Annotated in this window: 10 protein-coding genes; all 10 read right to left on the minus strand. The window is 47.4% G+C overall.

Features of this window, described 5'->3' with window-relative positions:
* Nucleotides 1-9: 9 nt before the first annotated feature.
* Nucleotides 10-1,074, minus strand: coding sequence for a uroporphyrinogen decarboxylase (gene hemE / locus TOL_RS15590; protein ID WP_025266357.1), 1,065 nt, complete (start codon nucleotides 1,072-1,074; stop codon nucleotides 10-12).
* Nucleotides 1,075-1,156: 82 nt separating this feature from the next.
* A complete protein-coding gene (locus tag TOL_RS15595) occupies nucleotides 1,157-2,743 on the minus strand; it encodes a vWA domain-containing protein (protein WP_015488336.1) in 1,587 nt (528 codons plus the stop codon).
* Between the two features lie 165 nt (nucleotides 2,744-2,908).
* Nucleotides 2,909-4,327 (minus strand): FAD-dependent oxidoreductase, encoded by a 1,419-nt coding sequence (locus TOL_RS15600; RefSeq protein WP_015488337.1) that lies wholly within the window; start codon nucleotides 4,325-4,327, stop codon nucleotides 2,909-2,911.
* Nucleotides 4,328-4,357: 30 nt separating this feature from the next.
* The gene (gene gltB, locus TOL_RS15605) at nucleotides 4,358-8,809 is read right to left on the minus strand and encodes a glutamate synthase large subunit (RefSeq protein ID WP_015488338.1); all 4,452 of its coding nucleotides are present in this window, start codon (nucleotides 8,807-8,809) and stop codon (nucleotides 4,358-4,360) included.
* A gap of 185 nt (nucleotides 8,810-8,994) precedes the next feature.
* Nucleotides 8,995-10,443, minus strand: coding sequence for an SPOR domain-containing protein (locus TOL_RS15610; RefSeq protein WP_015488339.1), 1,449 nt, complete (start codon nucleotides 10,441-10,443; stop codon nucleotides 8,995-8,997).
* Nucleotides 10,444-10,460: 17 nt separating this feature from the next.
* Nucleotides 10,461-11,552, minus strand: coding sequence for a 3-dehydroquinate synthase (gene aroB, locus TOL_RS15615; protein ID WP_015488340.1), 1,092 nt, complete (start codon nucleotides 11,550-11,552; stop codon nucleotides 10,461-10,463).
* Between the two features lie 14 nt (nucleotides 11,553-11,566).
* Nucleotides 11,567-12,085, minus strand: coding sequence for a shikimate kinase AroK (gene aroK, locus TOL_RS15620; protein WP_197019469.1), 519 nt, complete (start codon nucleotides 12,083-12,085; stop codon nucleotides 11,567-11,569).
* A gap of 4 nt (nucleotides 12,086-12,089) precedes the next feature.
* Complete coding sequence (locus tag TOL_RS15625) at nucleotides 12,090-14,189, minus strand: type IV pilus secretin PilQ (protein ID WP_015488342.1); 2,100 nt, start codon at nucleotides 14,187-14,189, stop codon at nucleotides 12,090-12,092.
* Nucleotides 14,190-14,191: 2 nt separating this feature from the next.
* Nucleotides 14,192-14,731: a pilus assembly protein PilP gene (locus tag TOL_RS15630; protein ID WP_015488343.1), complete on the minus strand. Its 540-nt coding sequence runs from the start codon at nucleotides 14,729-14,731 to the stop codon at nucleotides 14,192-14,194.
* A 1-nt stretch (nucleotide 14,732) separates the two neighbouring features.
* Nucleotides 14,733-15,371 (minus strand): type IV pilus inner membrane component PilO, encoded by a 639-nt coding sequence (locus TOL_RS15635; protein WP_015488344.1) that lies wholly within the window; start codon nucleotides 15,369-15,371, stop codon nucleotides 14,733-14,735.
* Between the last annotated feature and the right edge of the window lies 1 nt (nucleotide 15,372).

Raw genomic sequence — 15,372 nt, forward strand, 5'->3', positions numbered from 1 at the left:
GCTTTTTAATTATCCGTGATATGCCGGACTTAACTCAACTACTGCCTCAACAAAGGCCTTAGCATGGTCAGGATCAACAAACTGATGAATACCATGACCTAAGTTAAAGACGTGACCACTACCCTGCCCGTAACTATCCAGAATGCGTTTTACTTCGGTACGAATCGTCGCAGGTGATGCGTACAACACCGACGGATCCATATTGCCCTGCAATGCCACGCGATTGCCCACGCGGCCACGCGCTGAACCAATGTCCGTCGTCCAATCTAAGCCTAGCGCATCAGCACCGGTATCCGCCATTAATTCTAACCACTGACCACCACCTTTCGTGAACAAAATCACTGGGACTTTACGGCCATCGTGTTCACGAATCAAACCAGCAACAATTTGCTGCATGTACTTTAACGAAAACTCGCGGTACGCAACATCACTTAGGCTGCCACCCCACGTATCAAAAATCTGTACCGCTTGAGCACCGGCTTTGATTTGGGCATTAAGATAATCGATAACCGACTTCGCCAATACATCTAACAACTGATGCATAACTTCCGGCGTGTCGTACATCATCGCCTTAACGTGACGGAAGTCTTTAGACGAACCCCCCTCCACCATGTAAGTGGCTAAGGTCCAAGGGCTACCTGAGAAACCAATCAAAGGGACTCGGCCATTCAACTCGCGACGAATGGTTTTAACCGCTTTCAAGACGTAATCCAGATCGGATTCAGTATTCACAACGTTTAAACTTTGCACGTCCGCTTCAGTGCGAATGATTTTTTTGAAACATGGGCCTTCGCCCGTTTCAAAATACAAACCTAAGCCCATAGCATCGGGAATCGTAAGAATGTCGGAGAACAGTATCGCAGCATCCAAAGGGAAGCGCTCTAACGGTTGAATCGTTACTTCGCACGCCAAATCAGGATTCATACATAACGACATGAAATCGCCTGCCTGAGCACGCGTAGCCTTGTATTCTGGTAAGTAGCGACCCGCTTGACGCATCATCCAAATCGGCGTGCGATCGACAGGCTCGCGCAACAAGGCTTTTAGAAAACGATCATTTTTTAGCTCAGACATAGAAATCTCGGCGTTCATCAAAAATATGCCGAGCATAATAACAAAAAACCCGGCCAGTGGCCGGGTTTGATAATGAGTTAGATCAATCTAACACTGTGACTGTTCCCGTTATCGACAACGAGGTGTTCGTTAACACAACAGTCTTGCCGACATCAGCCGACGTAATGGAAATGGAGCCATCTGTATTAGCAGATCGACTAACACCACCCACTGTCCAGCTATAGTTTCCAGTACTGTAAGGTATCTCAGTCCAGCGCGTGGCAGGATAAAGCGATTTCACACTCGTCACACTTACTTGGTCTGCAGCAAGGTAAGAATTGCTTGGGCCTGTAATTTCTACCGCTGGCGAAGCTTCAGCAAGACCGCTCAAATCATTGGTAGCCAAATCCAACTCTGTCGTTAATTTATAGCTATAACTTGCTGATTCGCTAGAAAATACATGAACATGCTTACCATCGCGCTCTAATATTTCGTACCGAACGAGATACTGATTATCAGGACGAATTCGCACTGAAATAGCACTCTGCTGAGCGGCAATCAGTTCAGCGGCCACGTTAAACGTATTGTTTGATGCCGTATCAATCACTTTTGAAGCTAAGGCCTCAACAGACGCATCAACGCCACCAGTGCCGACAGATACATACAGTAATGGCTTGCCAACTAACGTCGTCTCAGAACCGTCGACAGCCGTGGTGTCTGTAGCGGTTGTATCCGTGGCTGAGTCCGTCGTTTCGGTAGCAGCCTGCTCGACGTATGTAATTAACGATTGCCACTCCAGCGCTTCTTTAGCAGACTGTGCACTGAATAAATTAACGCTATTATTACCTGCGGTGAATAACACGACATTACTCAGCTTAACACCATCAATACGCGAATATGCTCCATCATTAAAATAGCCATCATTAAGATCGTCGATTCCATCTGTTTTCAAATCAACTTCGGTGCCTAAATCAACAGGGCCCACACCTTTGTAATAGCCTACTGCGCGTACGATTGATTCATACAAGGCGGTAGCATCCCCGCGAGAGCCACTCCAATTGGCCTGAAGACTATCTAGGGCGGTATTTAATATGCTGGCATCCGCAGTTAGTGTTGGCACTAGAGCCTCAACTGACGAACCAAACGCCCATAAAGTATACTTTTGATTTGCTATGACACTGTCACTGCTAGCTTGAGCCGTCGATATAAAACCCTTAATGGCTGTAATAAGGGCCGCTTTATCGATAGCTTGAGTACTACCGCTGGTATCAATGACTATCGCGGTATTGAGCACAACCGGTAAGTCGATAATTTTCTGCATCACCAACCCCTGCTCAACTGGATCAATGGCTTGGTCATTAATAGTGATGGAGTAATCATCAACGCTGGGATTATCTAGCTTTTCTAAATTAGTGCTATCCACCGGAGCGATAATATAGCCATGAATAAGTGGAAGAAAATATACGCCTTCGAACACGCCAGACTCTTCTACATATTCATCTCCATTTAAATAGAACTGCAACGGAAAATAAGTAACACCCGTATCTGTTTCCGTAGAGCCACCATCGGTTGTGTCTGTCGTGTCGGTTGTATCGGTAGAGGCCGCAGGCACAACGGAACCGCCCCCTCCTCCACACGCTACAAGTAGCATGGAGGATAAGAGAATCCCAAAAGGGGTAAGTCTAGCCATAAGAGCAGCTCCGTCTGAATGCTTTTTCTGGTTATAAATATGGTCTAAGAGCATACCACTGGCATGAGTTAGACGACTACCTCAAAAAAAGAAAACGCGACCGAAGTCGCGTTTTATTTAGGTAAAGTAAGCCGAGAACGGCCACTCTATTCACTAACGTTAGAATCAAACATCTAAGTAGTCGAGAATACCTTCCGCCGCTTCACGACCTTCCCAAATGGCAGTTACCACTAGGTCAGACCCGCGCACCATATCACCGCCAGCAAAGACTTTTGAATTGGTGGTCTGGAACTTAAAGGTTTGCTTTTCAGGTGCAACAACACCCTCCCAGCTATTCACTTCAATGCCAAAATCCTTAAACCAAGGCGCAGGACTTGGGCGGAAACCAAACGCTACCAAGACCACATCAGCAGGAAGGATTTCTTCTGAACCTTCAACAACCTCAGGGCGACGACGACCATTCTCGTCAGGCTCACCCATTTTAGTGGTAACGACTTTAACGCCTTCCACTTTGCCATTACCGATAATTTCGACTGGCTGACGATTGAATAAGAATTTCACACCTTCTTCTCGCGCGTTGGTCACTTCACGCTTAGAGCCCGGCATATTTTCTTCATCACGACGATAAGCACAAGTAACGTTCTTCGCACCTTGACGAATCGAAGTACGGTTACAGTCCATCGCGGTATCACCACCACCTAGAACCACAACCTTTTGACCCTTAACACTCACGAAATCGGCTTCGTTTTTCTCGAAACCTAAGTTGCGATTAACGTTAGAGATCAAGAAATCCAGCGCGTCATGGACACCTGGTAAATCTTCACCAGGGAAGCCGCCCTTCATGTAGTTATAGGTACCCATACCCAAAAATACAGCATCAAACTCGTCAATAATGGTTTGGAATTCGATGTCTTTACCCACTTCGGTGTTTAAGCGGAACTCTACTCCCATTCCCTCAAACACTTCACGACGGTTAACCATTACGCTCTTCTCGAGCTTAAATTCAGGAATACCGAAGGTTAACAAACCACCGATTTCAGGGTATTTATCGAACACAACAGGCGTTACGCCGTTACGTGCCAATACATCAGCGGCACCCAAACCTGCTGGGCCGGCACCAATAATGGCAACGCGCTTTCCAGTTGGTACGACTTTCGACATATCTGGACGCCAGCCCATAGCAAAAGCGGTATCAGTAATGTATTTCTCAACATTACCAATTGTCACCGCCCCGAAACCGTCATTCAACGTACAGGAGCCTTCACACAAACGATCTTGCGGGCACACTCGACCACAGACTTCAGGCAAGGTGTTGGTCGCATGACTCAACTCCACGGCTTCCATAATGTTGCCTTCGCTTGCCAGCTTCAACCAGTTAGGAATGAAGTTATGCACCGGGCATTTCCATTCGCAATAAGGGTTACCGCACTCCAAACAACGATGCGCTTGGTCGCTAACCTCTTCTTGCTTGAACGGCTCATAAATCTCAACGAACTGCGCCTTACGAACGCTGATCGCTTTTTTGGATGGGTCTTGGCGACCCACTTCCACAAACTGGAAACTATTGTTCAGACGTTGTCCCATCTCGAACCTCTCTCTCTCGCCCTGTACTGATTACTCAGGACGAGCACGGGTGTTATTCAGCAATTGTTGTAAATCAGCAGCTTTTGGCTTAACCAACCAGAAGCGACCAATGAATCCATCAAAATCATCTAGAATCGCACGGCCCCAATCACTGCCCGTCTCTTCTGAGAATTCACGAATCACACCGCGCAAATGATTGCGATGCGCTTCGGTCTCTTCGTTCGAGATACGATGAATGTCCACTAGCTCATGGTTGTATTTATCAACAAAGCTGTTATCAAGGTCTAACACGTAAGCGAAACCGCCTGTCATGCCAGCACCAAAGTTATATCCGGTTTCACCCAGTACGCAGACCATACCGCCCGTCATATATTCGCAGCAGTGATCGCCTGCGCTTTCAACAACGGCATGCGCGCCAGAGTTACGAACAGCAAAACGTTCACCAGCACCACCAGCCGCTAGTAATTTACCGCCCGTCGCACCGTATAAGCAGGTGTTACCCACAATCGACGTTTCTTCGCTCTTAAACTCAGAACCTTTCGGTGGGTGAATCACTAGCTTACCGCCAGTCATACCTTTACCCACGTAATCGTTGGCATCGCCTTCGAGTACCATTTCCAAGCCACCGGCGTTCCAAACACCGAACGACTGACCAGCAACGCCCGTCAATTTAATGCGGATCGGATGATCGGCCATGCCTTGGTTGCCATGACGTTTAGCTATTTCGCCCGACAAGCGTGCACCAATTGAGCGATCACAGTTAGTGATACGGAAGTTAAACTCACCACCCGTTTTGCCTTCAATCGCAGGCAATAGCTCAACGACCATACGTTCAGCCAAATGGCCTTCATCGTATGGACGGTTGCGATCTACTTGGACGGTATGTGGTTTATCGACCGGAATATAATCGTTATTCAGGATTGCCGTGAGATCCAGATGACGCTGCTTCGACGTGCTACCTTCAATCATTTCAAGCAAGTCGGTACGACCGACCAGCTCTTCGATCGTACGTACACCGATCTTCGCCATCCAACTACGAACTTCTTGACCAACAAAATGGAAGTAGTTCTTAACCATGTCAGCAGTGCCGATGTAATGGTCTTTACGCAAGCCATCGTTTTGAGTAGCAACACCAGTTGCACAGTTGTTTAGATGGCAAATACGTAAGTACTTACAACCTACAGCAACCATCGGCATAGTACCGAAGCCAAAAGACTCTGCACCCAAAATTGCCGCTTTGATCACATCAAGACCTGACTTTAAGCCGCCATCGGTTTGCACACGTACTTTGCCGCGCAAGTCGTTGGCACGCAGGGCTTGATGAGCTTCAGCTAAGCCTAACTCCCAAGGAGAGCCTGCATACTTGATCGATGTTAATGGTGACGCCGCAGTACCGCCGTCATAACCAGAAATCGTGATCAAGTCAGCATACGCCTTAGCTACACCGGCAGCGATAGTACCAACACCCGGCTCCGATACTAACTTCACCGATACCAAAGCAGCTGGATTCACTTGCTTAAGATCGTAAATTAGCTGCGCCAAATCTTCGATTGAGTAAATATCGTGATGTGGTGGAGGTGAAATCAAAGTAACGCCAGGCACAGAGTAGCGTAAGGTTGCGATCAAATCGTTAACCTTGCCACCCGGCAACTGACCACCTTCACCAGGCTTAGCGCCTTGAGCCACTTTAATCTGTAGTACTTCAGCACTCGACAAATAGGCAGGAGTAACGCCGAAACGGCCAGATGCAATCTGCTTAATTTTCGAGTTTTTATAAGTGCCATAACGAGCTGGGTCTTCACCGCCTTCACCGGAGTTAGAGCGACCACCCAATTCATTCATCGCTTCTGCTAGAGCTTCATGCGCTTCAGGTGACAACGCACCTAACGACATCGCGGCGGTATCGAAACGCGGAAAAATAGACTCAACTGGTTCTACTTCGCTGATATCAATAGGCTTAATATCTTTGCGCAACGCCAGCAAGTCACGAATCGTGGCCGCTGGACGCTCATTCACTAGTGTAGTGAAACGGTCATACGCTGCTTGACTGTTAGTTTGCACCGCTTCCTGAATGTTTTTAACGACATCAGGGTTGTATGCATGGTATTCACCGCCATGAACGTATTTCAGCAAACCACCTTGATCCAGCTTCTTGCGTGTTTTCCACGCAACGCTACGAATCAAGTTGAGATCTTCTTCAAAATCGATAAAGGTCGCGCCAGCAATACGGCTGCTAACACCGCAGAAGCATAGATCGACGATTTCATCGCTCAAACCGATCGCTTCAAACAACTGTGAGCCACGATAAGAGGCAACCGTAGAGATACCCATCTTCGACATGATTTTCATCAAGCCTTTGCGAATCGCTTTACGGAAATTCTGCTGTGACTTCAGCGGATCACCCAAAACTTCACCTGTACGGTGCAAGTCGGTAATGATGTCATACGCCAACCACGGATAAACTGCAGTAGCACCAAACCCTAACAACACCGCAAACTGGTGCGCATCGCGCGAAGCACCGGTCTCAACAACGATGTTGCCGTTGGTACGCAATCCACGCTGAACCAAACGGTGATGCACGGCACCAGTGGCCATTACCGCTGGGATAATTAATTGTGATTCAGTGACATGACGGTCACTCAAAATCAAAATAACAATGCCATCACGTATTGCTTGTTCTGCTTTAGCTGCCAAGTCAAGAATCGCTTGCTGCAACGACAAAGTAGCGTCGTATGCCAAGCTCAACGTGACATGACGGAAGTTTTCATGACCCGTATCGGTTAAACCGGCAAATTTTAGCGGCGATAATACAGGCGAGGTCAAAATCACACGATTTGCATGATCTGGAGTCTCATCAAAAACGTTTTTCTCAGCACCAATGCAGGTTTCCAACGACATTACGATGGATTCGCGTAATGGATCGATTGGCGGGTTCGTTACCTGAGCAAACTGCTGACGGAAGAAATCAGCAACGTGACGGACGCGCTGTGACAATACAGCCATTGGCGTATCGTCACCCATAGACCCTGTTGCCTCTTGGCCGTCTTCTGCCATAGGGCGTAATACCTGATCACGCTCTTCGTTGGTAACAAGGTGCAGTTTTTGATGGGTATTTAACGCGTCACCCACCAGCGCTTCAACGCCATCGGCTTTTTCCAGATGCAATTTACTTTCGATACGAATTGCATTGTCTTTCAACCAAGTCTTATATGGATGAGCTTGCTTCAGTGCGTTGTCGATATCATCGGCATGCAACAACTTACCTTCGAGGGTATCAATCGCAAGAATCTCACCAGGACCAACACGGCCCTTAGCAACAACATCTTCTGGCTTATAACCGTGAACACCCACCTCTGAAGCGACAGTGATGAAATTATTTTTAGTAATAACCCAGCGTGACGGACGCAGCCCGTTGCGGTCTAGACCACACACAGCATAGCGACCATCCGTAATAACTAAACCAGCCGGACCATCCCAAGGCTCCATGTGCATTGAGTTGTACTCATAAAATGCACGTAGATCTGGATCCATCGTCTCAACGTTCTGCCATGCAGGCGGAATCATCATACGAATAGCGCGGAACAAGTTCATACCACCCGTGGCTAACAATTCCAGCATGTTATCCATTGAAGACGAGTCAGAGCCGGTCGTATTTACAATCGGCGTCAAGTCTTCAAGGTTTGGTAGTAAATCACTAACAAACTTACTGGTACGAGCGTTCGCCCAGTTACGGTTACCGCGAATAGTATTGATTTCACCATTGTGAGCCAACATACGGAACGGCTGAGCTAAAGGCCAGCGCGGCATCGTATTGGTAGAGAAACGCTGATGGAATACGCAAATAGCGGTTTCCATACGTTCATCGCCCAAATCAAGGAAGAAATTCGGCAGATCGACCGGCATGGTCAGACCTTTATAAGACAACACGCGATCAGAAAGACTCGCAATGTAGAAGTCTGGATGGTTATCTAACGCTTTCTCGGCATAGCGACGCGCGTAGAACAACTTAACTGCCAATGCAGAAGCTTCTAAAGTCTCTTTAGGTGCAACAAATATCTGCTCAAAACGTGGCAAACAATCTAACGCCATCGGCCCTAAGCAGTCATTACTAGTTGGCACAGTACGCCAACCCAGTACGCTAAGATCCTGATCACGGATAGCTTGTTCCACTGCCGCTTTTTGAGTTGCGCAAATGGTGTCGTCTAGGTCCATAAACAACATACCAACAGCGTATTGCTCCGGTAGTTGAATACCTGCTTCTGCGCTCACGGCGCGAAGGAATGAGTCTGGTTTCTGAATTAACAGACCACAGCCATCACCAGTTTTACCATCCGCAGCAATACCGCCGCGATGTGTCATGCAGGTCAAGGATTCGATTGCTGTCTTTAACAGCTCGTGGCTTGGTTGACCTTCTAGGTGCGCTAAAAGGCCAAAACCACAGTTGTCCTTAAAGTCGCCTGGAGTATACAGACCAGTTCTCATAGAACAGCTCTCATCAATAAAAACGTTTGAAAATCAAGGGCTTACATCAGCCAAATGCTCAAATTTTAAGCAGCATCGAGACAAAAGGACGCTCATTCTACACATCTGAAGCGTTTGCCACAAATGTGTGCGTCAAAATGTCTGGTGCCAGACCGGCACCGCTAGAAAAGTCAGGCGAATTCCCTTTAGCGCAGAACGTCCTGTACAGCGCTAACAGGGCGAATCCACGGTGATTGCTTACGCAACGCTGGCGGCAACAGATTAACTGCCGCGGTTGCTTCGCCGCGGCTGGAATACACGCCCGCCACGACCACAAACCAATCACGCCCCTTGTGTGAAGTTTTATAACGGTACAAGTTACCGGTTACTTTGACTTGCCAGTCGGCTTTAAAGCCATCAGCCCCAGATGCTTGATATGAACCCAGTAGTTGTACGATATACCCGCCTTTAGCCGCCAGCAATGCCGATTCGTCCGCAGTGTAAGCCGGAGTTGCCAATTCTTTAGGCGCAGCGACCGGTTTCGCTATCGTTTTTACCGGTTCAGCGACAGACTCGACTTTTTCGATTGGCTTAACCGTAGGCACTACAGGGCTAGCATTCGCGACAACTGGCGTTTGAGGCACTGGATCGGTTGGCAGGGACGCTACCTCACTGGGATAATTAAAGTCCGACTTTCCAGAAGCTGGAGGAGGGGCTATATCCAGTTGCGTCTCTTCAGGAAATACCGCGGCAACTTCAGGCACCTTCTCAGTCGAGGCACTAGACGCCAAGGATTCGACCGAAGTCTGTTCGACTTCATCTCGACCCAGCTGGTACATACCTAACATAATGACCACGGTAGCGATCGCAGCCAAGCCAAGAATATTACGAACAGGAAAACCAGTTGAAGAGCGTTGCACTGCACGGACAGGGCTCAACAAGTGATTTTCAGCCGCTTGAATCAAAGCACGCGGCCACCCGGCCGATTGTCGATAAATAGCAGTAAGCTCATCATCACTAAAAGGAGTCTGGCCATCAACGCCCAGTGCGTCGGTTAGCAACAAGTCCGCCTCTTCAAAACTTAATGGCTCCAGCAGCAATGTATGGATAGGAGCTTGAGCAGGAGAGCTGCGGAAAACACTTTCAAACCCAGAACAACCAAACAAGGCGATTGAAATCGCCTGAGGAGCTAGTAAAGCAAAGTGCGCGATATCATTTAAAGTTTCACTGTCTAACTGCTCGGCTTGATCAATAATAATCAGTAAACCGTTGCCCTTTTTATAGCGTTCAAGTGCTTCATTGCGAATGGCTTCGCGCGCTGAAGAGCCGTCATCAGTGAGGTTGGGCATATCCCAAACCCCTGCGATTGCAGCTAGTATCGACGGCATACCCAGCATAATACTGGCCGTGAGAAACAGAGTCTCTTCAGGGTCTTCTCGTTGCGCAGCCAAGCCTTGAGCAATTACAGACTTACCGGAGCCCTCTGGCCCTGATACAACAACGAGTAATTCACTGTACGAAGCTAAATGCGACAGCAGCTCTAGATGACGGGCCTGACTCGGCAGCAAGCGAGTAACCTTCACAGAAGACGCCTTCGGCACATCAGCTTTCAAGTTCATGCCGGAGTCCAATCCAAAATCAAAATCGGTTTCCATGCCAGCCCTCTCGGTATTCAAACGCAACCCAGTTGTTCACCAGCTTGTAACGTCTGCAGTAATAATTCTTTCGGTACATCAGATGTGACATAAGCCTCGCCAATTCGTTTCAGCAACACAAGGCGAATACGGCCATCCAAAACCTTTTTATCCACTTGCATACGAATGACATAGTCATCAGGGCCCATATCGCGAGGACCAACGACAGGCAAACTGGCCGCTAGCAGCATATCTCGCAGCGCAAGCATTTCAGACTTCTGCACGGCCCCCATACGCCAACCTAAATCTACGGCCATTAGCATACCGGTGCCTACCGCTTCACCATGTAACCAATTGCCATAGCCTTGATGAGACTCGATCGCATGACCAAAAGTATGGCCAAGATTTAAAATGGCTCGAATTCCACCTTCTGTTTCATCTTGCGCTACAACCTCAGCTTTATCCTGACATGAACGCTGGATCGCATAACTCAGCAACTCAACATCACCGGACATCAACCCCGTCATATGTTCGCCAAGCCAACCATAAAACTCAGCATCACAAATCAGACCGTACTTAATTACCTCAGCCATACCGGCTGATAGCTCACGCTTGGGCAGTGTAGCTAACGTTGATACATCGGCGATCACACATTGAGGCTGATGAAAGGCGCCAATCATATTCTTCCCAAGAGGATGGTTAACTGCTGTTTTCCCCCCAACAGACGAATCAACTTGAGATAATAGAGTGGTAGGAACTTGAATGAAATTCACGCCACGCTGATAAGACGCAGCAGCAAAACCTGTCATATCGCCAATAACACCGCCACCAAGAGCAATCAAAGTTGTTGTGCGATTGTGCTGCTTTTCAAGCAATGCATCATAAATAAAATTTAACGTTGTTAAATCTTTATAGGCTTCACCATCCGGTAAAATAACCTCATCAACCTGATATCCAACTAAGGCTTCTTTAACCGCGGATAAGTACAAAGGCGCAACGGTCTCATTGGTAACAATTAAAACTTGGCGACCATGGATATAAGGAGTGTAGAGCTCAGAATTGCTTAGTAGACCCTCACCAATAAAAATTGGATAACTACGATCACCTAGCTCAACCGTTAAGGTTTTCATAATTGATGCCTTTTCTATAAGTCTTTGATGCGCTTTTTCAGCTCTTGCACGACCCAACGAGGATTGTGTTGATCAGTTTCGATAATAATATCTGCGATAGACCGGTATAACGGATCTCTAACAGCGAATAAATCGCGCAATATTTTTTCGGGATTATCCGCTTGCAGCAAGGGGCGATTTTTATCCCGCGCCGTACGCACGAGCTGCTGCTCTACTGAAGTGCATAAGTACACGACTATGCCTCGTGCACTCAAATGATTTCGGTTAGATTCACGCATGATCACACCACCACCAGTGGCTAAAACGATGCCTGACATTTGCGTGAGATCGTCAATAGATTGCTCTTCACGCTCGCGAAAGCCGGCCTCCCCCTCCATATCAAAAATCCAGGGGATATTAGCTCCACACCGCTGTTCTATTACTTTATCTGAGTCGTAAAACTCAAGTTTGAGTTCAGCAGAAAGAAGACGGCCGATGGTGCTTTTTCCAGCACCCATCGGCCCGACTAAGTATATCGATTGCATTCGCGTCATAACATTAACGAGTGCTGAGCGTATCCTTCACCAAACGAGGGGTAATGAACACAAGCAGCTCACTCTTAGTATCCGTCTTACTCTTATAGCGGAACAACGCACCAATCAGAGGTAAATCGCCAAAAAACGGTGTTTTACGGATGGTGGTCACATCTTCAGAACGGAAGATACCACCAAGTACTACTGTTTCGCCATTCTCAACTAACACTTGAGTCTCAACCGCATTGGTATTGATACTAGGACCAGCTGAGGTTTGCTCGCCAACAGAGTCCTGATTAATGAGCAAATCCATGATAATTCGATCATCAGGAGTAATTTGCGGAGTCACTTCCAAGCGTAAAACAGCTGACTTAAAGGCCACGTTAGTCGCGCCACTTGAGCTAGCTTGCTGGTATGGAATTTCTGTACCTGACTCAATAGAGGCAGTCTGACCATCCGCCGTAATCACACGCGGCTGAGATACAATTTCAGCACGACCTTCGGTTTCAATCGCCGACAACTCTAGATCCAACAAGAAGTCTGCTGTTTGATATCCAATCGCGAACGTTGACGCTGCTGCGTTTGTAGCACCGAAATCCACTACGTTGGCGTTGGTCAAATCGATATTTTGTGTAGAACTGCCAGTGGTCGCGCGGTCAAACAAGATCTGCGAGCCTTCCGTTAAGGTCTGCTGACTGCCACCAGCAGTAGTCCAATTGCTGCCATTGTCTTTAAACGAAGCCCCACCCCATTTCACGCCGAGTTCTTTACCAACACTGGTGTTTGCTACCACAATGCGAGCTTCAATCAGCACTTGGCGAACAGGAACGTCCAGCATAATGATAGCTTCGCGTACTTTTTCTAAGTTTGCAGAAGTGTCTTTCATTAGCAATGTATTAGTACGCTCATCAACTACCGCAGTACCGCGCTCTGACAACAAACCTTGCTCCGACGTCAACAATGTAGCCAGTACAGATGCTTTGGCATACTTGAGCTGCATGTATTCCGTGACTAACGGTGCCAGCTCTTCAACTTGACGAACCGCTTCGAGCTCCACTTTTTCACGCGCAGCAATTTCAGCCGCTGGTGCAATCAAGAGCACAGAGCCCATTTGACGCTGCCCTAAACCTTTGGTTTTTAGCACTAAATCCAATGCTTGATCCCAAGGCACATTCTGCAAACGCAGCGTAATCGCCCCCTGCACTGAATCTGAGGCAACTAAGTTCAAACCAGTGAAGTCCGCAATCAACTGCAACACAGCGCGAACTTCGATATTTTGGAAGTTAAGAGATAGCTTTTCACCGGTAAATGGAAATTGCTTCTTCTGTGCTTCTTTTTGATCTTTTGGTGGCTCAGATACGTTGATCGATAACAATTTATCGGTTTGATAGGCCAAATACTCAAAGTTATCCGAAGTCGGCTCAATCACAATACGCGTTACGCCATCTTCACGACGCGCATCAACATATTTAACGGGCGTGGCAAAATCAGTGACATCAAGTCGACGGCTTAATACGTCAGGTAAACGCACGCCACTTAAATCTGCAATAATTTTTGAACCTTCACGACGTATGTTGGCAGACGCTCGCGCATCGTTCAGCATGATCTGAATTTGACCCTCACCTAGCTCTCCACGACGGAAATCAACGTTAACGACTTTCATATCGCTAGCAGGACTAACTGAAGCGCCTGAAGCACTAGTAACTGTGTTTCCAGCGAATACTTTCTCTTCCGAACGCTCTCCGATTCGAACAAGTAAGGTATTACCGTTGGCTGTTGTTGTGTAAGCCGCCAACTGAGTTAAATTCACGACGAGACGCGCACGATCTTTAGTCGCCACAATGGTCGCACTGCGCGCATTACCGTTACCAATTTCATGACGCTTGGTTTGTAGAGCACTCTGCACACCTGGTAAGTCAATTGCGATACGTGCAGGCTTCTCAATGGTGTAACCACTAACTTCTGGCGGCGCCCCATCAAACTCCAACGCGATCTCGGTAATATCACCCGCCATGGTTGAAAATTTTATGTCTTTCAGTGTGACAGCCAAGGCATCAGCAGACATCAGCAATAACATTGCCGGCACCGCGAATACAGCCTGACGTAAGCCCTTAATTATTTTCATAGTTATTCTCCAGCCAATCCTTCAAGGGCTAACGTTCTTGGGCGTTCTAACCAGCCGCCAAGACCATTAGGCACAATTTCAACCACGTTAATTCCATATTCACTAATCGAAGTTACACGACCGTGATTTTGTCCCATGTAATATCCTTCTTTTACACGAACAACACCACCATCCGCATCCCGAACCAGTGCCCACAATTCACCATCTGGTTTTTGCAAGGTTCCGACCATAGACAATGTGCCGATGGCAAACTGCTCTAAAAACTGCTTTGGTCTATTCAAATCTGGTTTTACCGAACCCTGACCAGAAACAATAACTTGAGCATCCGGCATCATTGGCAATTGAAACGGTGAGCGCATGCCAGCAGCACTGTAATTAAAAAATTCGTAGGGCTTAAAAACAGGGATCGGCTCTACACGGCCTCGTGGCTTTGCCATAACACCGTCGACAAAGCTCTGTAAATCGCTGTTATCAACCGATGAGTTACAACCCGACAGCAACGCCACAGAAGCAACACAAAGTGCCGTTAAAATTGTACGCATGCTACTCACCTTTTTCGTCTCCGCCGTACTGATACGTTTTAGCAAGAATCTTCATGCTTAAATCGCTGCTATTGTTCTTACGCTCAACACTAAAGTCATGCAAAGTCACAATACGTGGCAACGAAGCAACTCCAGAAACAAATGCACCCATCTCGTGGTAGTCACCCACCACTTCAATATCGATTGGCAACTCGTTATAGAATTCCGTTTTCTGCATTTTTTGCGGATCGATTGCATTCAACTGCAATCCTGCATTTAAAGCGGCAGCGCTAATATCATCAATCAAGCCCGGTACTTCTGTATCGCGCGGTAATTGCTTCAATAGTGACCCAAAACTGAATTCCATCTCCGCCATTTGCGCCTTATATTCGGCCAAATTAGCAACGCGGAATGCTTTCGACTCAAAGTCTTTCTTTAGAGCTAGTTCCTTTTTTTGCTCTCTATCTAGCGCAAGCGTATCTTCCTGCACCATTAGAAAATACATACCGGCGCAGACAGCGACAAATAGAACAACGCTGAGTGCTACTTTTCCTAGTAGCGGCCAAGAGCCAGTATTATTCCAATCAATATTATTAATATCATCTAATTGGATTTCGTTTAGCTTCGCCATGAAGCTTTTATTTTCTGTACCATCAGCCATA

Source organism: Thalassolituus oleivorans MIL-1, from assembly GCF_000355675.1.
In the GTDB taxonomy this organism is placed as follows: Bacteria; Pseudomonadota; Gammaproteobacteria; order Pseudomonadales; family Oceanobacteraceae; genus Thalassolituus; species Thalassolituus oleivorans.

Excerpts from the sequence above, each read along its gene's own strand:
- TOL_RS15635 (WP_015488344.1), bottom strand. The coding sequence starts at position 15,371 with ATGGCTGATGGTACAGAAAATAAAAGCTTCATGGCGAAGCTAAACGAA.
- aroK (WP_197019469.1), bottom strand. The coding sequence starts at position 12,085 with ATGACGCGAATGCAATCGATATACTTAGTCGGGCCGATGGGTGCTGGA.
- TOL_RS15610 (WP_015488339.1), bottom strand. The coding sequence starts at position 10,443 with ATGGAAACCGATTTTGATTTTGGATTGGACTCCGGCATGAACTTGAAA.
- aroB (WP_015488340.1), bottom strand. The coding sequence starts at position 11,552 with ATGAAAACCTTAACGGTTGAGCTAGGTGATCGTAGTTATCCAATTTTT.
- TOL_RS15630 (WP_015488343.1), bottom strand. The coding sequence starts at position 14,731 with ATGCGTACAATTTTAACGGCACTTTGTGTTGCTTCTGTGGCGTTGCTG.
- hemE (WP_025266357.1), bottom strand. The coding sequence starts at position 1,074 with ATGTCTGAGCTAAAAAATGATCGTTTTCTAAAAGCCTTGTTGCGCGAG.
- TOL_RS15625 (WP_015488342.1), bottom strand. The coding sequence starts at position 14,189 with ATGAAAATAATTAAGGGCTTACGTCAGGCTGTATTCGCGGTGCCGGCA.
- TOL_RS15600 (WP_015488337.1), bottom strand. The coding sequence starts at position 4,327 with ATGGGACAACGTCTGAACAATAGTTTCCAGTTTGTGGAAGTGGGTCGC.
- TOL_RS15595 (WP_015488336.1), bottom strand. The coding sequence starts at position 2,743 with ATGGCTAGACTTACCCCTTTTGGGATTCTCTTATCCTCCATGCTACTT.
- gltB (WP_015488338.1), bottom strand. The coding sequence starts at position 8,809 with ATGAGAACTGGTCTGTATACTCCAGGCGACTTTAAGGACAACTGTGGT.